Source organism: Escherichia sp. 93.1518 (genome assembly GCF_013368915.2).
Lineage (GTDB): Bacteria > Pseudomonadota > Gammaproteobacteria > Enterobacterales > Enterobacteriaceae > Escherichia > Escherichia ruysiae.
This window is the reverse complement of record NZ_JABWMT020000017.1, coordinates 54,440-73,978: the sequence shown is the minus strand read 5'-3', so window position 1 is coordinate 73,978 and position 19,539 is coordinate 54,440. Positions and strand designations below refer to the sequence as shown.

17 protein-coding genes are annotated in these 19,539 nt (G+C 51.5%); 11 read left to right on the top strand and 6 right to left on the bottom strand.

What is annotated here, in order from left to right:
* Positions 1-20: 20 nt before the first annotated feature.
* From mreC to tldD, 6 genes are all read left to right on the top strand, one after another.
* Positions 21-1,091 (top strand): rod shape-determining protein MreC, encoded by a 1,071-nt coding sequence (mreC, locus tag HEN21_RS14095; protein WP_000802527.1) that lies wholly within the window; start codon positions 21-23, stop codon positions 1,089-1,091.
* Entirely contained in the window at positions 1,091-1,579 is a 489-nt protein-coding gene (gene mreD, locus HEN21_RS14090) for a rod shape-determining protein MreD (RefSeq protein WP_000135265.1), read from the top strand. The genes mreC and mreD overlap by 1 nt, the downstream gene beginning before the upstream one ends.
* 8 nt (positions 1,580-1,587) lie before the next feature.
* Positions 1,588-2,181 carry a nucleoside triphosphate pyrophosphatase YhdE gene (yhdE, locus tag HEN21_RS14085; protein ID WP_000203083.1) on the top strand — a complete coding sequence of 198 codons (594 nt, stop codon included), beginning with the start codon at positions 1,588-1,590 and terminating at the stop codon, positions 2,179-2,181.
* Positions 2,171-3,640, top strand: coding sequence for a ribonuclease G (rng, locus tag HEN21_RS14080; protein WP_000123197.1), 1,470 nt, complete (start codon positions 2,171-2,173; stop codon positions 3,638-3,640). The genes yhdE and rng overlap by 11 nt, the downstream gene beginning before the upstream one ends.
* A gap of 67 nt (positions 3,641-3,707) precedes the next feature.
* The gene (gene yhdP / locus HEN21_RS14075; protein WP_176251705.1) at positions 3,708-7,508 is read left to right on the top strand and encodes an AsmA2 domain-containing protein YhdP; all 3,801 of its coding nucleotides are present in this window, start codon (positions 3,708-3,710) and stop codon (positions 7,506-7,508) included.
* Positions 7,509-7,664: 156 nt separating this feature from the next.
* On the top strand, positions 7,665-9,110 hold the full coding sequence (gene tldD, locus HEN21_RS14070) for a metalloprotease TldD (protein ID WP_176251704.1): 1,446 nt from the start codon (positions 7,665-7,667) through the stop codon (positions 9,108-9,110).
* Between the two features lie 133 nt (positions 9,111-9,243).
* On the opposite strand, the gene aaeR is transcribed toward tldD, so the two are convergent.
* Positions 9,244-10,173, bottom strand: a complete 930-nt coding sequence (gene aaeR, locus HEN21_RS14065) for an HTH-type transcriptional activator AaeR (protein ID WP_000440317.1) — start codon at positions 10,171-10,173, stop codon at positions 9,244-9,246.
* Between the two features lie 182 nt (positions 10,174-10,355).
* Between aaeR and aaeX the strand changes: the two genes are divergently transcribed.
* From aaeX to HEN21_RS14045, 4 genes are all read left to right on the top strand, one after another.
* Complete coding sequence (aaeX, locus tag HEN21_RS14060; RefSeq protein WP_176251703.1) at positions 10,356-10,559, top strand: p-hydroxybenzoic acid efflux pump operon protein AaeX; 204 nt, start codon at positions 10,356-10,358, stop codon at positions 10,557-10,559.
* A gap of 7 nt (positions 10,560-10,566) precedes the next feature.
* Positions 10,567-11,499: a p-hydroxybenzoic acid efflux pump subunit AaeA gene (gene aaeA / locus HEN21_RS14055; protein ID WP_176251702.1), complete on the top strand. Its 933-nt coding sequence runs from the start codon at positions 10,567-10,569 to the stop codon at positions 11,497-11,499.
* 5 nt (positions 11,500-11,504) lie between these two features.
* A complete protein-coding gene (gene aaeB, locus HEN21_RS14050; protein WP_000510935.1) occupies positions 11,505-13,472 on the top strand; it encodes a p-hydroxybenzoic acid efflux pump subunit AaeB in 1,968 nt (655 codons plus the stop codon).
* Between the two features lie 91 nt (positions 13,473-13,563).
* On the top strand, positions 13,564-13,836 hold the full coding sequence (locus tag HEN21_RS14045) for a barstar family protein (RefSeq protein ID WP_001029013.1): 273 nt from the start codon (positions 13,564-13,566) through the stop codon (positions 13,834-13,836).
* 54 nt (positions 13,837-13,890) lie between these two features.
* On the opposite strand, the gene yhcN is transcribed toward HEN21_RS14045, so the two are convergent.
* A complete protein-coding gene (gene yhcN / locus HEN21_RS14040) occupies positions 13,891-14,154 on the bottom strand; it encodes a peroxide/acid stress response protein YhcN (RefSeq protein WP_016159490.1) in 264 nt (87 codons plus the stop codon).
* Between the two features lie 365 nt (positions 14,155-14,519).
* On the bottom strand, positions 14,520-14,990 hold the full coding sequence (gene argR, locus HEN21_RS14035) for a transcriptional regulator ArgR (protein ID WP_001257843.1): 471 nt from the start codon (positions 14,988-14,990) through the stop codon (positions 14,520-14,522).
* Between the two features lie 434 nt (positions 14,991-15,424).
* On the opposite strand from argR, the gene mdh reads away from it, so the two are divergent.
* A complete protein-coding gene (mdh, locus tag HEN21_RS14030) occupies positions 15,425-16,363 on the top strand; it encodes a malate dehydrogenase (protein ID WP_001295272.1) in 939 nt (312 codons plus the stop codon).
* Positions 16,364-16,427: 64 nt separating this feature from the next.
* Here mdh and degS read toward each other — a convergent pair whose 3' ends face one another.
* From degS to zapG, 3 genes are all read right to left on the bottom strand, one after another.
* Positions 16,428-17,495 carry an outer membrane-stress sensor serine endopeptidase DegS gene (degS, locus tag HEN21_RS14025; RefSeq protein ID WP_000497717.1) on the bottom strand — a complete coding sequence of 356 codons (1,068 nt, stop codon included), beginning with the start codon at positions 17,493-17,495 and terminating at the stop codon, positions 16,428-16,430.
* An 89-nt stretch (positions 17,496-17,584) separates the two neighbouring features.
* Positions 17,585-18,952: a serine endoprotease DegQ gene (gene degQ, locus HEN21_RS14020; protein WP_000745038.1), complete on the bottom strand. Its 1,368-nt coding sequence runs from the start codon at positions 18,950-18,952 to the stop codon at positions 17,585-17,587.
* 155 nt (positions 18,953-19,107) lie between these two features.
* Complete coding sequence (gene zapG, locus HEN21_RS14015) at positions 19,108-19,506, bottom strand: Z-ring associated protein ZapG (RefSeq protein ID WP_010345273.1); 399 nt, start codon at positions 19,504-19,506, stop codon at positions 19,108-19,110.
* Positions 19,507-19,539: the final 33 nt, after the last annotated feature.

Genomic DNA, 19,539 nt, shown 5'->3' with positions numbered 1-19,539 from the left:
TACGAGAATACGCATAACTTATGAAGCCAATTTTTAGCCGTGGCCCGTCGCTACAGATTCGCCTTATTCTGGCGGTGCTGGTGGCGCTCGGCGTTATTATTGCCGACAGTCGCCTGGGGATGTTTAGTCAAATCCGTACCTATATGGATACCGCCGTCAGTCCTTTCTACTTTGTTTCCAATGCTCCTCGAGAATTGCTGGATGGCGTATCGCAGACGCTGGCCTCGCGTGATCAACTAGAACTTGAAAACCGGGCGTTACGTCAGGAATTGCTGTTGAAAAACAGCGAACTGCTGATGCTTGGACAATACAAACAGGAGAACGCGCGCCTGCGCGAGCTGCTGGGTTCTCCGTTGCGCCAGGATGAGCAGAAGATGGTGACCCAGGTTATCTCTACGGTTAACGATCCGTATAGCGATCAAGTCGTTATCGACAAAGGCAGCGTTAACGGAGTTTATGAAGGCCAGCCGGTCATCAGCGACAAAGGTGTTGTTGGCCAGGTGGTGGCGGTCGCCAAACTGACCAGCCGCGTGCTGCTGATTTGCGACGCGACCCATGCACTGCCAATTCAGGTACTCCGTAATGATATCCGCGTAATTGCTGCGGGTAACGGTTGTACTGATGATTTACAACTTGAGCACCTGCCAGCGAATACTGATATTCGTGTTGGTGATGTATTGGTGACATCTGGTCTTGGTGGACGCTTCCCGGAAGGTTATCCGGTGGCGGTCGTCTCTTCTGTGAAACTCGATACCCAGCGCGCTTATACCGTGATCCAGGCGCGTCCGACTGCGGGGCTGCAACGTTTGCGTTATCTGCTGCTGCTGTGGGGCGCAGATCGTAACGGTGCTAATCCCATGACGCCGGAAGAGGTGCATCGCGTTGCTAATGAACGTTTGATGCAGATGATGCCGCAGGTATTGCCTTCGCCAGACGCAATGGGACCAAAACTTCCGGAACCGGCAACGGGAATTACCCAGCCAGACCCGCAGCAACCTGCAACAGGTACTGCCACTAACCGCTCTCCACAAAGGGCTACGCCGCCGCAAAGTGGTGCTCAACCGCCTGCACGTGCGCCGGGAGGGCAATAGTGGCGAGATATCGTAGCCAGGGGCGCTGGGTTATCTGGCTCTCTTTCCTCATCGCCTTGTTACTACAAATTATGCCCTGGCCGGATAATCTCATCGTTTTCCGGCCAAACTGGGTATTGCTCATCTTATTGTATTGGATCCTGGCCTTGCCTCATCGCGTAAATGTGGGCACAGGTTTTGTGATGGGTGCCATACTGGATCTGATCAGTGGCTCTACGCTCGGTGTCCGGGCGTTGTCGATGAGTATCATTGCTTATCTGGTAGCACTGAAATTCCAGCTTTTCCGCAACCTGGCATTATGGCAGCAGGCGCTGGTCGTCATGTTGCTTTCGCTGGTAGTGGATATTATTGTTTTCTGGGCAGAGTTTTTAGTGATCAACGTCTCTTTCAGACCCGAAGTGTTCTGGAGTAGTGTAGTCAATGGTGTGCTCTGGCCGTGGATTTTCTTGCTGATGCGCAAAATCCGTCAGCAGTTTGCAGTGCAATAAAGGTTTCTATGACTTCTCTGTATTTAGCTTCCGGTTCTCCGCGTCGTCAGGAGTTACTTGCGCAACTTGGCGTGACCTTTGAACGTATTGTTACGGGCATTGAGGAACAGCGTCATCCGCAGGAGAGCGCGCAGCAGTATGTCATGCGTCTGGCGCGTGAGAAAGCGCAAGCAGGTGTTGCTCATACTGCGCAGGATCTCCCGGTGCTGGGAGCGGATACCATCGTTGTCCTGAATGGGGAAGTGTTAGAGAAACCGCGCGATGCAGAGCATGCGGCGCAGATGTTGCGCAAATTATCGGGACAGACTCATCAGGTAATGACGGCGGTGGCGCTGGCAGACAGCCAGTACATTCTCGATTGTCTGGTGGTCACCGATGTGACGTTCAGAACGTTAACAGACGAAGACATCGCGGGCTATGTTGCCAGCGGTGAACCGTTAGATAAAGCAGGTGCATACGGTATTCAGGGGCTGGGTGGTTGTTTTGTCAGGAAGATAAATGGCAGCTATCACGCCGTAGTCGGCTTACCGCTGGTTGAAACGTATGAATTATTAAGTAATTTTAACGCACTGCGTGACAAAAGGGATAAACATGACGGCTGAATTGTTGGTAAACGTAACGCCTTCGGAAACACGAGTGGCGTATATTGATGGCGGTATTCTGCAGGAAATTCATATTGAACGTGAGGCGCGACGCGGAATAGTAGGCAATATCTACAAGGGTCGTGTAAGTCGTGTACTTCCGGGTATGCAGGCGGCTTTTGTAGATATTGGGCTGGATAAAGCCGCGTTTCTTCATGCATCCGACATCATGCCGCACACCGAATGTGTGGCGGGTGAAGAACAAAAGCAGTTCACGGTGCGCGATATTTCAGAGCTGGTGCGTCAGGGACAAGATCTGATGGTGCAGGTGGTGAAAGACCCGCTTGGCACTAAAGGTGCGCGCCTGACCACAGATATCACGCTGCCATCTCGCTATCTGGTGTTTATGCCGGGTGCATCTCACGTTGGGGTTTCCCAACGCATTGAAAGTGAATCTGAACGTGAACGCCTGAAAAAAGTGGTCGCAGAGTATTGCGACGAGCAGGGCGGATTTATCATCCGTACTGCGGCGGAAGGGGTTGGCGAAGCGGAGCTGGCCTCCGATGCAGCCTACCTGAAACGTGTCTGGACCAAAGTGATGGAGCGTAAAAAGCGTCCACAGACCCGTTATCAACTGTACGGCGAACTGGCGCTGGCGCAGCGTGTTCTGCGTGATTTCGCCGACGCTGAGCTGGATCGTATTCGCGTTGACTCGCGCCTGACTTACGAAGCATTGCTTGAGTTCACCTCGGAATATATTCCTGAGATGACCAGCAAGCTGGAGCATTACACCGGACGCCAGCCAATTTTCGATCTCTTTGATGTCGAAAACGAAATCCAGCGGGCGCTGGAACGCAAAGTAGAACTGAAATCCGGCGGCTATCTGATTATCGACCAGACCGAAGCGATGACCACTGTGGACATCAATACCGGGGCGTTTGTCGGTCATCGCAATCTGGACGACACCATCTTCAATACCAATATTGAAGCGACGCAGGCTATCGCTCGCCAGTTACGGTTGCGTAACCTGGGCGGGATTATCATTATTGATTTCATCGACATGAATAATGAAGATCACCGTCGCCGCGTATTGCATTCGCTGGAACAGGCGTTGAGTAAAGACCGGGTGAAAACCAGCGTTAACGGTTTTTCTGCTCTGGGGTTGGTGGAAATGACGCGTAAACGCACCCGCGAAAGCATTGAGCACGTACTGTGTAATGAATGCCCTACCTGCCACGGTCGCGGAACGGTAAAAACCGTGGAAACGGTATGCTATGAAATCATGCGCGAGATCGTTCGCGTGCACCATGCTTACGACTCTGACCGTTTCCTGGTCTATGCTTCTCCGGCAGTAGCGGAAGCCTTGAAAGGCGAAGAATCTCACTCGCTGGCGGAAGTGGAAATTTTCGTAGGCAAGCAGGTTAAAGTACAAATCGAACCGCTCTACAACCAGGAGCAGTTTGACGTCGTAATGATGTAAACAGATGCTGGGCCGCCATCCGGCAAAGGGTTTTTGAGTCACATTTTTAGCAGACAAGGAGTGACGGGTGAGGCGATTGCCGGGGATTTTACTGCTTACTGGAGCCGCGCTCGTTGTGATCGCTGCGCTGCTGGTCAGCGGCCTGCGTATTGCTTTACCGCACCTCGACGCCTGGCGCCCGGAAATCCTTAACAAAATTGAATCCGCGACGGGTATGCCGGTGGCAGCCAGTCAGCTCTCCGCCAGTTGGCAAAATTTTGGCCCAACACTTGAAGCACATGACATCCGCGCTGAGTTGAAAGATGGCGGTGAGTTTTCGGTTAAACGTGTCACCCTGGCGCTGGATGTCTGGCAGAGCCTGCTGCATATGCGCTGGCAGTTTCGCGACCTCACTTTCTGGCAACTGCGCTTTCGCACCAATACTCCCATCACCAGTGGTGGTAGTAATGATAGCCTGGAAGCCAGCCACATCAGCGATCTGTTTCTTCGTCAGTTCGATCACTTCGATCTCCGCGATAGCGAAATCAGCTTCCTGACACCATCCGGTCAGCGCGCTGAACTGGCGATCCCGCAACTCACTTGGCTTAACGATCCACGTAGACACCGCGCGGAAGGTCAGGTAAGTCTCTCCAGTCTGACCGGACAACACGGCGTGATGCAGGTGCGCATGGATCTGCGTGATGACGAGGGACTGTTAAGCAATGGTCGCGTCTGGCTCCAGGCTAATGACATTGACCTGAAGCCGTGGCTCGGTAAATGGATGCAGGACAATATTGCGCTGGAAACGGCACAGTTCTCCCTTGAAGGCTGGATGACGATCGACAAAGGCGATGTGATCGGCGGCGATGTCTGGCTGAAACAGGGTGGTGCAAGCTGGCTGGGCGAGAAAAAAACACATTCGCTGTCGGTGGATAATCTGACCGCGCACATAACGCGCGAACATTCGGGCTGGCAGTTTTCCATTCCTGATACGCGGATCACCATGGACGGCAAACCCTGGCCGAGTGGAGCTTTGACGCTGGCCTGGATACCGGAACAGGACGTTGGCGGCAAAAACAATAAACGCAGTGACGAACTACGGATTCGCGCCAGCAATCTGGAGCTGGCGGGGCTGGAAGGCATACGCCCATTAGCAGCGAAACTTTCACCTGCGCTGGGTGATATCTGGCGTTCAACCCAGCCGAGCGGCAAGATCAACACGCTGGCGCTGGATATCCCGCTTCAGGCGGCAGAGAAGACCCGCTTTCAGGCATCGTGGAGCGATCTGGCCTGGAAACAATGGAAATTATTGCCAGGCGCGGAACATTTCTCCGGGACGCTTTCAGGAAGCGTAGAAAATGGTTTGCTGACGGCTTCCATGAAGCAGGCGAAAATGCCTTACGAAACGGTATTTCGCGCACCGCTGGAAATTGCCGACGGTCAGGCAACTATAAGCTGGTTGAATAATGACAAAGGTTTCCAGCTGGATGGTCGTAACATCGACGTCAAAGCTAAAGCCGTCCATGCGCGCGGCGGTTTTCGTTACCTGCAACCTGCTAACGATGAACCCTGGCTGGGGATTCTGGCTGGCATTAGTACCGATGATGGTTCACAAGCCTGGCGCTATTTCCCGGAAAACCTGATGGGGAAAGAGTTAGTCGATTATCTAAGTGGCGCAATTCAGGGCGGTGAAGCGGATAACGCAACCCTGGTTTATGGCGGCAATCCACATCTTTTCCCTTACAAACACAACGAAGGTCAGTTTGAAGTGCTGGTGCCGCTGCGTAACGCGAAGTTTGCTTTCCAGCCAGATTGGCCTGCGTTGACTAATCTCGATATTGAACTGGACTTTATTAACGACGGTTTATGGATGAAAACCGATGGCGTTAATCTGGGCGGTGTGCGTGCCAGTAACCTCACTGCGGTGATCCCTGACTACTCGAAAGAAAAGCTGCTGATTGACGCTGACATTAAAGGTCCGGGTAAAGCCGTTGGTCCTTACTTTGATGAGACGCCGCTGAAGGATTCGCTGGGCGCGACCCTACAAGAACTCCAGCTCGACGGCGATGTGAATGCTCGCTTACATCTCGATATCCCGCTGAACGGCGAACTGGTTACAGCGAAAGGTGAAGTGACGCTGCGCAACAACAGTCTGTTTATCAAACCCCTCGACAGCACTCTGAAAAATTTGAGCGGAAAATTCAGCTTTATCAATGGTGATCTGCAAAGTGAACCACTGACAGCAAGCTGGTTTAACCAGCCACTGAACGTGGATTTTTCCACCAAAGAAGGGGCGAAAGCCTACCAGGTTGCGGTGAATCTCAACGGCAACTGGCAACCGGCGAAAACCGGCGTTCTGCCTGAAGCGGTGAACGAAGCGTTAAGCGGCAGCGTGGCGTGGGATGGAAAAGTGGGTATTGAGCTGCCTTATCATGCTGGCGCGACCTATAACGTAGAGCTGAACGGCGATCTGAAGAATGTGAGTAGTCACTTACCCTCACCGTTAGCCAAACCTGCGGGCGAACCGCTACCGGTTAACATTAAGGTTGATGGCAATCTCAACAGCTTTGAATTAACCGGGCAGGCTGGCACGAAGAACCATTTCAATAGCCGCTGGTTGCTCGGTCAAAAGTTGACGCTTGAGCGCGCTATCTGGGCGGCAGACAGCAAAACGCTTCCCCCGTTACCGGAACAGAGTGGTGTTGAGTTAAATATGCCGCCAATGGACGGCGCCGAATGGCTGGCGCTATTCCAGAAAGGCGCGACGGAAAAAGTTGGTAGCGCGGCGAGTTTCCCTCAGCACATTACGTTACGTACACCGGCGTTGTCATTGGGGAATCAGCAGTGGAATAACCTGAGCATCGTCTCGCAACCGATGGCAAACGGTACGCAGGTTGAGGCGCAAGGGCGTGAAATCAACGCTACGCTGGCGATGCGTAATAACGCGCCGTGGCTGGCGAATATTAAATATCTCTATTACAACCCGAACGTAGCGAAAACAGGTGGTAAATCAACGAGTTCATCACCTTTCCCGACCACGGAGCGCATCAGCTTCCGTGGCTGGCCGGACGCGCAAATACGTTGCGCAGAGTGCTGGTTCTGGGGGCAAAAATTCGGTCGCATCGACAGCGATATCACCATTTCCGGCGATACGTTAACGCTGACCAATGGACTGATTGATACCGGTTTCTCGCGACTCACTGCCGATGGTGAATGGGTTAACAATCCGGGGAATGAACGCACCTCGCTGAAAGGAAAACTGCGCGGACAGAAAATTGATGCCGCCGCAGAATTTTTTGGTGTCACGACGCCAATACGCCAGTCGTCATTTAATGTGGATTACGATTTACACTGGCGTAAAGCACCGTGGCAGCCAGATGAAGCGACATTGAATGGCATCATTCATACTCAACTGGGCAAAGGCGAAATTACCGAAATTAGCACCGGACATGCCGGGCAATTGCTGCGCTTATTGAGCGTTGATGCCCTGATGCGTAAGCTGCGTTTTGATTTCAGGGATACCTTTGGCGAAGGGTTCTATTTTGACTCCATTCGCAGCACCGCGTGGATTAAAGACGGCGTTATGCACACTGACGATACGCTGGTGGATGGCCTGGAAGCGGATATCGCCATGAAAGGGTCGGTAAATCTGGTACGTCGCGATCTGAATATGGAAGCGGTTGTCGCACCAGAGATTTCTGCGACGGTGGGCGTGGCTGCAGCCTTTGCGGTTAACCCCATTGTCGGCGCGGCAGTGTTTGCCGCCAGTAAAGTGCTGGGGCCGCTGTGGAGCAAAGTTTCCATTTTGCGCTATCACATTTCGGGTCCGCTGGACGATCCGCAAATCAACGAAGTGTTGCGCCAACTGCGTAAAGAAAAAGCGCAATGATTTGACGAGGGCGCGTAATTGCCCCAATCTCATAAGATAATCGTTGCCATACGGCCAACGAGCCGGAACATAACCGTAGGCCGGATAAGGCGTTCACGCCGCATCCGGCAGCCGTAAAAAATCCTCTACCGCAGTAACTAACGAGTAGCAAAAACGATGAGTCTGAACCTGGTAAGTGAACAATTGCTAGCGGCGAACGGCCTGAAACATCAGGACTTGTTCGCGATCCTCGGTCAACTGACCGAACGTCGCCTTGATTATGGCGATCTCTATTTTCAGTCGAGCTATCACGAATCCTGGGTTTTAGAAGACCGCATTATTAAAGATGGTTCTTACAACATCGATCAGGGCGTTGGCGTGCGTGCAATCAGCGGTGAAAAAACCGGATTTGCTTACGCTGACCAAATCAGCCTGCTGGCGCTGGAACAGAGTGCGCAAGCGGCACGTACCATTGTGCGTGACAACGGCGATGGCAAAGTACAGACGCTGGGCGCGTTAGAGCATAGCCCGCTGTATACCTCGGTCGACCCGCTGCAAAGCATGAGCCGTGAAGAGAAGCTGGATATCCTGCGTCGTGTCGATAAGGTTGCTCGCGAAGCGGACAAACGCGTACAGGAAGTGACTGCCAGCCTCAGTGGCGTCTATGAATTAATTCTGGTTGCGGCGACTGACGGCACCCTGGCGGCAGATGTGCGCCCTCTGGTGCGTCTTTCTGTGAGCGTTCTGGTCGAAGAAGGTGGTAAACGCGAACGCGGCGCCAGTGGCGGCGGTGGTCGTTTTGGTTATGAGTTCTTCCTTGCCGATCTTGACGGCGAAGTTCGTGCGGATGCATGGGCAAAAGAAGCCGTGCGTATGGCGCTGGTCAATCTTTCTGCTGTTGCCGCACCTGCGGGCACCATGCCGGTGGTTCTCGGCGCTGGCTGGCCTGGCGTGCTGTTGCATGAAGCGGTCGGTCACGGCCTGGAAGGCGACTTCAACCGCCGTGGTACTTCGGTCTTTAGTGGACAGGTCGGGGAGCTGGTGGCTTCTGAACTGTGTACCGTGGTTGATGACGGCACGATGGTCGATCGCCGTGGTTCGGTAGCGATTGATGACGAAGGTACACCAGGCCAGTACAACGTGCTGATTGAGAACGGCATCCTGAAAGGTTACATGCAGGATAAACTCAACGCGCGCTTAATGGGCATGAAGCCGACCGGCAATGGTCGCCGTGAATCCTACGCTCACCTGCCAATGCCGCGTATGACTAATACCTACATGCTGCCGGGTAAATCTACCCCGCAGGAAATTATTGAATCCGTTGAGTATGGCATCTATGCGCCGAACTTCGGTGGCGGTCAGGTGGATATCACCTCCGGTAAATTTGTCTTCTCCACCTCAGAAGCGTATCTGATTGAAAACGGTAAAGTAACGAAGCCGGTGAAAGGCGCAACGTTGATTGGTTCCGGTATCGAAACCATGCAGCAGATTTCGATGGTGGGCAACGACCTGAAACTGGATAACGGCGTGGGTGTCTGCGGTAAAGAAGGGCAGAGTTTGCCGGTTGGCGTGGGTCAGCCGACGCTTAAAGTCGATAATCTGACCGTTGGCGGTACAGCGTAATAATCCCAGTATTTTCAGAAGGATAACTAATCCTTCCACGTACACGAACGGTTCCCTCGCCCTTTTGAGGAGAGGGTTAGGGTGAGGGGAACCCGTTGGCACAGGTTTGAACAACGTGACAGTACAATATGAATTACTTCTCTTTCCCGCGCCCGTGCATCTCCTGAAACAGCTTACCGACCTCAACAAAATAATCCGTCAGTGAGTTGATCACGACCTGCACCTTCAGTGGCAGCTTATCTTTTTCGGTATACAACGCATAAACCGGGCGTGGATCTGACTGGTAACGCGGCAGCAAGATCTCCAGTTCCCCGCGATTGATCTCGTTGATCACCCACATCAGCGGCACGTAGGCGATGCCGGCGCCTGCCGTCAGCCAGCGCACCAGCGTCATTGGATCATTTGTGACAAATCGCCCTTGAGGGATCAGCCGTGTCGAGATCCCTTCCGGGGCGATCAGTTCAAATTCATTGTCCGGGCGCACGCTGTATTCCAGCCATGAATGGCTACTTAAATCGGCGGGTTTTTCCGGTATGCCGTATTGTGTGAGATAGCTTTTAGCGGCGCACACCACCATTGGCATCGCGCCCAGACGGCGGGAAAACAGGCTGGAATCCTGCAAAGCGCCGACGCGGATCACCACATCCAGACCATCAGCGATCAGGTCGGGCGCAGGTATACCTGTGACCAGATTCACGCTCAGGCCTGGGTACTCTTTCAGCATTTTTGCTGTCAGCCCGGCGAGAACATTTTGTGCCATAGTTGAAGAACAGCCAATGCGCAGCGTCCCGATGGGCGTGTTATTGAAGGCATACAGTTGTTCGTGGACATCCTGCACTTCATGGAGCATCCGACGGCAGCCCTGGTAGTAAATTCTACCGGCCTCGGTCAGACCAATGCTGCGTGTGCTGCGGTTTAGCAGCTTTACCTGCAACTCATCTTCCAGTTTTGACACCGTCTGACTGATGGACGAAACGCTCATCTGTAGCTGTCTGGCGGCGGCGGTAAAAGAGCCAAATTCAACTACTTTGGCAAACACCGACATGCGTTTTAGTCGTTCCATTATTCACTCTGACTTAAAAGTGATTTAGATCACATAATATAGATAACAGCATAACAGTTACGCTAATATATTAAATATCAATCTACAGCAATGTTGCTCTCGCCCGGCTTTCCATGCCCTTCTCTGCGGCGACAGATGCTGAAAATAATAACGCCTGCTCTCTCTATACAACCAAGGTCAACATGAGTCTGTTTCCCATTATCGTGGTGTTTGGGCTGTCCTTCCCACCGATATTTTTCGAATTGCTTTTATCACTGGCGATTTTCTGGCTGGTGCGCCGGGTACTTGTGCCAACAGGTATCTACGACTTTGTCTGGCATCCGGCGTTGTTCAACACCGCGCTCTATTGCTGCTTGTTTTATTTGATATCGCGACTGTTCGTTTGAGGTTGAAGTGAAAACACTAATAAGAAAATTCTCCCGTACGGCCATCACGGTCGTATTAGTCATTCTGGCCTTCATCGCAATTTTTAATGCCTGGGTCTATTACACCGAATCCCCGTGGACGCGTGACGCGCGCTTTAGCGCCGACGTCGTTGCGATCGCGCCGGACGTATCCGGACTCATTACTCAGGTGAATGTTCATGATAACCAGCTGGTGAAAAAAGGACAGGTACTGTTCACCATCGATCAGCCGCGCTATCAAAAGGCGCTCGAGGAAGCGCAAGCCGATGTTGCTTATTATCAGGTGCTGGCACAGGAGAAACGCCAGGAGGCCGGACGTCGTAACCGTCTCGGCATACAGGCGATGTCTCGCGAAGAGATAGACCAGGCCAACAACGTACTACAAACGGTTCTGCATCAATTAGCGAAAGCGCAGGCGACCCGCGATCTGGCAAAACTGGATCTTGAACGCACGGTGATCCGCGCGCCAGCAGATGGTTGGGTGACCAATCTCAACGTCTATACCGGTGAGTTTATTACCCGTGGCTCAACGGCGGTTGCGCTGGTGAAACAGAACTCCTTCTATGTGCTGGCCTATATGGAAGAAACCAAGCTGGAAGGCGTACGCCCTGGGTATCGCGCAGAGATCACGCCGCTTGGCAGCAACAAAGTTCTGAAAGGTACGGTTGATAGCGTCGCTGCCGGGGTCACCAACGCCAGCAGTACGCGCGATGACAAAGGAATGGCGACTATCGACTCTAACCTGGAGTGGGTGCGTCTGGCGCAACGTGTTCCGGTACGTATTCGTCTCGACAACCGGCAAGAGAACATCTGGCCTGCGGGCACCACCGCTACGGTGGTGGTCACTGGCAAACAGGATCGTGACGAAAGCCAGGATTCGTTCTTCCGTAAAATGGCTCATCGCCTGCGTGAGTTTGGTTAATCACGATGGGTATTTTCTCCATTGCTAACCAACATATTCGCTTCGCGGTAAAACTGGCGACTGCCATTGTGCTGGCGCTGTTTGTTGGCTTTCACTTTCAGCTGGAAACGCCACGTTGGGCGGTACTGACAGCGGCGATTGTTGCCGCCGGCCCGGCCTTTGCTGCCGGTGGCGAACCGTATTCTGGTGCTATTCGCTATCGTGGCTTTTTACGTATCATCGGCACATTTATTGGTTGTATTGCCGGGCTGGTGATCATTATTGCGATGATCCGCGCCCCCTTGCTGATGATTCTGGTGTGCTGTATCTGGGCTGGTTTTTGTACCTGGATTTCTTCACTGGTACGAATAGAAAACTCCTATGCGTGGGGACTGGCTGGTTATACCGCGCTGATCATTGTGATCACTATTCAGCCGGAACCGCTGCTTACGCCGCAGTTTGCCGTCGAACGTTGTAGTGAGATCGTTATTGGTATTGTGTGTGCGATTATGGCGGATCTGCTCTTTTCTCCGCGATCGATCAAACAAGAAGTGGATCGAGAGCTGGAAAGTTTGCTGGTCGCGCAATATCAATTAATGCAACTCTGTATCAAGCATGGCGATGGTGAAGTTGTCGATAAGGCCTGGGGCGACCTGGTTCGACGCACCACGGCGCTACAAGGTATGCGCAGCAACCTGAATATGGAATCTTCCCGCTGGGCGCGAGCCAATCGACGTTTAAAAGCGATCAATACGCTATCGCTGACGCTGATTACCCAGTCCTGCGAAACCTATTTGATTCAGAATTCGCGCCCGGAATTGATCACTGATACTTTCCGCGAATTTTTTGACACGCCGGTAGAAACCGCGCAGGACGTTCACAAGCAGTTAAAACGCCTGCGGAGAGTTATTGCCTGGACCGGGGAACGTGAAACACCTGTCACCATTTATAGCTGGGTCGCGGCAGCAACACGTTATCAATTGCTCAAACGCGGCGTTATCAGTAACACAAAAATCAACACGACCGAAGAAGAGATCCTGCAAGGCGAGCCGGAAGTAAAAGTAGAGTCAGCCGAACGTCATCATGCGATGGTAAACTTCTGGCGAACCACAATTTCCTGCATTCTTGGCACGCTTTTCTGGCTGTGGACGGGGTGGACTTCCGGCAGTGGCGCAATGGTGATGATTGCGGTAGTGACGTCACTGGCAATGCGTTTGCCGAATCCACGTATGGTGGCGATCGACTTTATCTACGGGACGCTGGCGGCGCTGCCGTTAGGGCTGCTCTACTTTTTGGTGATTATCCCTAATACCCAACAGAGTATGTTGCTGCTGTGTATTAGCCTTGCAGTGCTGGGATTCTTCCTCGGCATTGAGGTACAGAAACGGCGACTAGGCTCAATGGGGGCGCTGGCCAGCACCATCAATATTATCGTGCTGGATAACCCGATGACGTTCCATTTCAGCCAGTTTCTCGACAGCGCATTAGGGCAAATCGTCGGCTGTGTGCTCGCGTTCATCGTTATTTTGCTGGTGCGGGATAAATCGCGCGACAGAACCGGACGCGTATTGCTTAATCAATTTGTTTCTGCTGCCGTTTCCGCGATGACCACCAATGTCGCGCGACGTAAAGAGAACCATCTTCCGGCACTTTATCAGCAGTTGTTTTTGCTGATGAATAAATTTCCCGGAGATTTGCCGAAATTTCGCCTGGCGCTGACGATGATTATCGCACACCAGCGCCTGCGTGATGCGCCGATCCCGGTTAACGAGGATTTATCGGCGTTTCACCGACAAATGCGCCGCACAGCAGACCATGTGATATCTGCCCGTAGCGATGATAAACGTCGTCGGTACTTTGGGCAGTTGCTGGAAGAACTGGAAATCTATCAGGAAAAGCTACGCATCTGGCAAGCGCCACCGCAGGTGACGGAACCGGTGCATCGGCTTACTGGTATGCTGCATAAATACCAGCACGCGCTGACCGATAGTTAAGTTAAAACCGACGCCAAAAGCGTCGGTTTTTTCATGTCTATACTTAGCGATGAACGGCAGAACTCGCCGCGAAACGTGACGGTGGCAACAGATGAATATCTATACCTTTGATTTTGATGAGATTGAGAGTCAGGAGGATTTTTATCGCGACTTTAGCCAAACCTTTGGCCTGGCGAAAGATAAGGTACGCGATCTCGACTCTTTATGGGATGTGTTAATGAACGATGTCCTGCCGCTACCGCTGGAGATCGAATTTGTTCATCTGGGAGAGAAAACGCGTCGCCGTTTTGGCGCGTTAATATTGCTGTTTGATGAGGCAGAGGAAGAGCTGGAAGGGCATTTGCGTTTTAATGTTCGTCATTAGCGCAAAAAAAGCCCCCGAACCGGGGGCAATATCGTCGGACAAGACGATGAGGGTTTATTTGTACAGTTCAGCCGTAGCGTGCCAGGTGTCACCGCTACGAGCTTCAGTAATCTGGTAGGCCGTTGCGCCTTTTTCTTCCGCTTTTTTATTCAGCATTTCACGCATATCCATCGGTGAAGACGCCACCCCACTGACGGATACTGTACCGATAGCTTCACGGTTTTGCGCTTGTGCAGCATTAATGGAATCGGCAGCGAACGCACCGAAAGAGAGAACAGAAAGTACGCTTAATGCAGCAACAGTGGTTTTGATTTTCATGATTTTTACCTCGACATAATCTTTTAACTGGGTCTTTGTTTCGTGACCCATATCACAAAATCAAGTATACACTAATTATCTAGCTAATTAATACCACGCTAACCGTTTGTATTAAGTTTAAAGTGTTAAAAATATTAATTTTTATAACAAAGTGGAATTAAAAACATAGTGCACCATGATAAATATCATTAATTTCAATATGATATAGCATTTTGCATAATGTGCGATTATTACCCTATGTATTCAAGATGTGAATGTTTTGTCGCAGTAAAGCGCACTATTCGTTAAGTAGATGGCAGGGGAAAGCAGGGAGATGAGAGGAGAATGCAGCATTTTTCCCGCCGCCAGAAGCGGCGGGGTAGAGATTAAAGCTCCTGGTCGAACAGCTCTAAAATCGCTTCGTACAGGTCTTTGACGGTAAAACCTTTGGCAGGGGTGGTAAAGATGGTGTCATCACCGGCAATAGTGCCAAGAATACCTTCTGCTTTGCCCAGAGAGTCCAGCAGACGCGCAATTAATTGTGCCGCGCCAGGGCTGGTATGAATCACCACAACAGCATCGTTGTAGTCGATATCCAGCACCAGATTTTTCAGCGGACTGGAGGTGGTTGGTACGCCCAGTTCAGCTGGCAGGCAGTAAACCATTTCCATCTTGGCATTGCGGGTTCGTACAGCCCCAAACTTGGTTAACATCCGCGAGACTTTAGACTGGTTAATATTGTCAAAGCCTTGCTCCTGCAATGCGGCGACGATTTCGCCCTGGGAGCTAAATTTCTCTTCTTTAAGTAACGCTTTAAACGCTTTAACTAATTCTTCTTGCTTAGCCGAGCTTCGCATAAGTCACCCAATATGGTGGTTGATACAACATTATTGTGCATACAGATGAATTTTTATGCAAACAGTCTGCCCTGGAGAAGGCTGAAATAATGTTATGAAAGAGCGGGATTTTATCAAATTTCGTTATTGAGAAACATGCCTGCGTCACGGCATGTAAATTTCGCTTAAAAGTAAATTAATTGTTATCAAAATGATGTTGTTTTGGCTGAACGGTAGGGTATATTGTCACCACCTGTTGGAATGTTGCTCTAACGCATAAGCGACTGTTAATTACGTAAGTTAGCTCCCTGATTACGTCAATTAAATGCATAAACGCCAAATTTGCGTGACTACACATTCTTGAGAAGTGGTCATTGTAAACAGGGAATTTGTGGATTAAGGTCGCGGCAGCGGAGCAACATATCTTAGTTTATCAATATAATAAGGAGTTTAGGATGAAAGTCGCAGTCCTCGGCGCTGCTGGTGGTATCGGCCAGGCGCTTGCACTACTGTTAAAAACCCAACTGCCTTCAGGTTCAGAACTCTCCCTGTATGATATCGCTCCAGTCACTCCCGGTGTGGCCGTCGACCTGAGCCATATCCCTACTGCTGTGAAAATCAAAGGTTTTTCTGGTGAAGATGCGACCCCTGCTCTGGAAGGCGCAGATGTCGTTCTTATTTCTGCAGGTGTTGCGCGTAAACCGGGTATGGATCGTTCCGACCTGTTTAACGTTAACGCCGGTATCGTGAAAAACCTGGTACAGCAAGTTGCGAAAACCTGCCCGAAAGCGTGCATTGGTATTATCACTAACCCAGTGAACACCACTGTGGCTATCGCTGCAGAAGTGCTGAAAAAAGCCGGTGTTTATGACAAAAACAAACTGTTCGGCGTTACCACGCTGGATATCATTCGTTCCAACACCTTTGTTGCGGAACTGAAAGGCAAACAGCCGGGCGAAGTTGAAGTGCCGGTTATTGGCGGTCACTCTGGTGTTACCATTCTGCCGCTGCTGTCACAGGTTCCTGGCGTCAGCTTCACCGAACAAGAAGTGGCTGATTTGACCAAACGTATCCAGAACGCGGGTACTGAAGTGGTTGAAGCGAAAGCCGGTGGCGGGTCTGCAACCTTGTCTATGGGTCAGGCAGCTGCACGTTTTGGTCTGTCTCTGGTTCGCGCACTGCAGGGTGAACAAGGCGTTGTAGAATGTGCCTACGTTGAAGGCGACGGTCAGTACGCACGTTTCTTCTCTCAACCGCTGCTGCTGGGTAAAAATGGTGTGGAAGAGCGTAAATCTATCGGCACCCTGAGCGCATTTGAACAGAACGCGCTGGAAGGTATGCTGGATACGCTGAAGAAAGATATCGCCCTGGGCGAAGAGTTCGTTAATAAGTAATTGATTAGCGGATAATAAAAAAAACCGGAGCAACGTCTCCGGTTTTTTGTCTTTCACGCTGGCCTTAATTGGTCGCCGGATATTCCTGAATGGTGACCTGCAACGTTAACTGTTTATCATCACGCATCACTACAACCGGGATCACCGAGCCTGGTCGGATTTCCGCCACCTGATCCATCGTCTCCAGAGCAGAGATGGCCGGTTTGTTATCCACTGAAATAATCAAATCGTTGACCTGAATACCCGCATTCGCCGCCGGGCCGTCAGGTGACACTTCATTAACCACGATCCCTTGCAGTTGATCGATGCCGCCGCCCTGCGCGTGCAAAGGTGCGATCTCTCGTCCACCAATGCCAATGTAGCCACGGATCACGCGACCATCGCGGATCAGCTTATCCATAATTTTGGTTGCTAACTGGAAAGGAATCGCAAAGCCGATACCTTCCGGCGTTTCGCCATCGTTACTCTTATCAAACGACAGCGTGTTAATGCCCATAAGCTCACCTAGCGAGTTAACCAGCGCGCCACCAGAGTTACCATGGTTAATGGAAGCATCGGTTTGCAGGAAGTTTTGCCGCCCGGTCGGGTTCAGGCCGATTCGACCCGTGGCACTGATAATGCCCTGGGTAATGGTCTGCCCGAGGTTGTATGGGTTACCGATCGCCAGCACCACATCGCCAATGTGCGGTACGCGTCGTGAATTGATTGGAATAGTGGGTAAACCGCCAGTGGCATTAATTTTAAGCACCGCCAGATCGGTTAGAGAGTCAGATCCCACCAGTAATGCTTCAAAAACACGACCATCCTGTAAGGCGACGATGATCTGATCGGCGTCGTTGATCACGTGTTTATTGGTGATGATATAACCGCGTTGATCCATGATCACGCCAGATCCCAGTGTACGGATCTCAAGCTGGTTGTGTGAGGAGGTGTTCAAACCACGGTTATAAACGTTGACTACCGCTGGCGCGGCGCGGCGAACCGCCAGATTATAGCTGGCAGGCGTCTCATCGGTACTGTCGAATTGCGGTGTGGAAAGCGGGTTAATGCTGCGCAGCGAAGGCATGGCAACCAGCAGAATAGCGCCGACAATTAATCCAATCGCAACGGAACGTAAGAGCTTCACAAACATGATGGAGGCGTCATTAAAAAAGGGAACGGCAGCAGCATACCACGAGTTAACCGGACATCACACGTCAGCCTGATGCCCGGTTTACGACATTAACGCATTAGCAGGTAAATGCTCTCATTGCCACGTACGATCTGCAGGGCGATGATGGACGGTTTTGTCGCCAGCACTTTGCGCATTTCAGCGATCGAATTCACCCGATCGCGGTTGACGCCAATGATCACATCGTCTTTTTGCAAGCCAGCCTGAGCGGCGGGGCTTCCTTTGACAACCTCATCGATCTTAATACCTTTGCCGCCATCTTTTAGCTGACCATCGCTCAACGTTGCGCCTTCCAGCGCAGGTGTGATCATCTCGGCACTGGCTGACGATGAGGTGCTGGTATCGAGTGTCACTTCTACTTCCAGTGGTTTGCCGTTACGCAGCAGGCCAAGTTTCACTTTCGTGCCCGGCTCGGTGGTCGCGATACGAGAACGCAACTCAGCAAAGCTATTGAGTGGTTTACCGTTGAGACTGGTAATAATATCGCCCGCTTTCACGCCTGCTTTCGCCGAGCCAGAACCTGGCAGCACTTCGCTGACAAACGCGCCGCGCTGAACGTCCAAATTAAATGCTTTGGCGATATCGGCACTCATTTCGGTACCTTTAATGCCTAACAGGCCGCGTTTGATTTCACCAAAATCAATAAGTTGCTGCGCCAGAGTTCGCGCCATATTACTCGGAATGGCAAAACCAATCCCTACGCTACCGCCGCCCGGGGCAAGGATTGCGGTGTTGATGCCAATTAATTCACCGTTAAGGTTTAACAGCGCACCGCCGGAGTTACCACGGTTAATAGAGGCATCGGTCTGAATAAAGTTTTCCAGACCTTCGAGATTTAACCCACTGCGGCCTAATGCGGAAACAATCCCGGAGGTGGCTGTTTGCCCAAGACCAAACGGGTTGCCGACAGCGACGGCAAAATCACCGACGCGCAGTTTATCGGAGTCGGCAATGGCAATTTGCGTTAATTTGCCTGGATTCTGAATTTGCAACAGGGCGATATCGCTCTGGTCATCACCGCCAATCAGCTTTGCATCAAACTCACGCCCGTCATTGAGTTGAATACTGATTTTCTGTGCCTGATTAATGACGTGATTGTTGGTCAGCACATAACCTTTATTGGCATTGATTATGACGCCGGAACCTAAACCTTCGAAAGGTTGCGCAGGCTGATCCGGTAAATCATCACCAAAAAACTTTTTGAATTCTTCCGGAATTTTCTGCTCCTGGCTGGCGGTTCCTTCGACTCGAACACTGACCACTGCGGGAAGCACTTTTTCCAGCATCGGCGCCAGACTGGGCAGAGGCGCTTGACCGGCAACCTGGCCGGGAATCGATGCGATGGCCTGAAACGGCGCCGAGAGAGTTAACCCGACACTTAACGCTAATGCACTCAACAGCTGGGTTTGCTTTTTCATTATTCCTGCTCTCGTACCTGAATGATAAGAAAAAGAGATTCAAAACAGTTTGATGTTATTGAATTTTCAGATGGCAAACAATGAGACACCAGATTAAATGATAGTCGGGGGAAGAAGAGAAGAGGAGGGCGCAATGGCTGCGCCCGAAAAATAAATTAGTCGCGCTTCGCGCCGGTACGTAACAGGCCGGATGCGCCTTCAGAATAGTCACGCGGCATTTGCACCGGAGCCTGATCGTTGCTGGCTTCAGATTCTGCCAGACGATTGCGGAACGGGTTGGCTTCAGCAGACAGTTCCGGCAGCAGGCTGCTAGAGCTTTTCGCCATGTGTTGATACAGCTGGCGATAGTCGTGCGCCATGGTATCCAGTAATTCCGCGCTGCGGGCAAAGTGGTTAACCAGCTCTTCGCGATACTCGTCCAGTTCAGCTTTATTTTTTTCAAGTTCGTACTGCAACGCCTGTTGCTGGCGCAGTTTACGATTACCAAAACGCATGGCCACAGCACCAATAATGATGCCGACGACTAACCCAATTAGCGCATATTCCCAGGTCATGAACATCTCCCGTTGTCTTTTGTTTCCGTAGGG

Coding starts and splice junctions, on each gene's coding strand:
- mreC (WP_000802527.1), top strand. CDS start 21: ATGAAGCCAATTTTTAGCCGTGGCCCGTCGCTACAGATTCGCCTTATT.
- yhdE (WP_000203083.1), top strand. CDS start 1,588: ATGACTTCTCTGTATTTAGCTTCCGGTTCTCCGCGTCGTCAGGAGTTA.
- rng (WP_000123197.1), top strand. CDS start 2,171: ATGACGGCTGAATTGTTGGTAAACGTAACGCCTTCGGAAACACGAGTG.
- tldD (WP_176251704.1), top strand. CDS start 7,665: ATGAGTCTGAACCTGGTAAGTGAACAATTGCTAGCGGCGAACGGCCTG.
- aaeR (WP_000440317.1), bottom strand. CDS start 10,173: ATGGAACGACTAAAACGCATGTCGGTGTTTGCCAAAGTAGTTGAATTT.
- aaeX (WP_176251703.1), top strand. CDS start 10,356: ATGAGTCTGTTTCCCATTATCGTGGTGTTTGGGCTGTCCTTCCCACCG.
- aaeB (WP_000510935.1), top strand. CDS start 11,505: ATGGGTATTTTCTCCATTGCTAACCAACATATTCGCTTCGCGGTAAAA.
- HEN21_RS14045 (WP_001029013.1), top strand. CDS start 13,564: ATGAATATCTATACCTTTGATTTTGATGAGATTGAGAGTCAGGAGGAT.
- yhcN (WP_016159490.1), bottom strand. CDS start 14,154: ATGAAAATCAAAACCACTGTTGCTGCATTAAGCGTACTTTCTGTTCTC.
- argR (WP_001257843.1), bottom strand. CDS start 14,990: ATGCGAAGCTCGGCTAAGCAAGAAGAATTAGTTAAAGCGTTTAAAGCG.
- mdh (WP_001295272.1), top strand. CDS start 15,425: ATGAAAGTCGCAGTCCTCGGCGCTGCTGGTGGTATCGGCCAGGCGCTT.
- degS (WP_000497717.1), bottom strand. CDS start 17,495: ATGTTTGTGAAGCTCTTACGTTCCGTTGCGATTGGATTAATTGTCGGC.
- degQ (WP_000745038.1), bottom strand. CDS start 18,952: ATGAAAAAGCAAACCCAGCTGTTGAGTGCATTAGCGTTAAGTGTCGGG.
- zapG (WP_010345273.1), bottom strand. CDS start 19,506: ATGACCTGGGAATATGCGCTAATTGGGTTAGTCGTCGGCATCATTATT.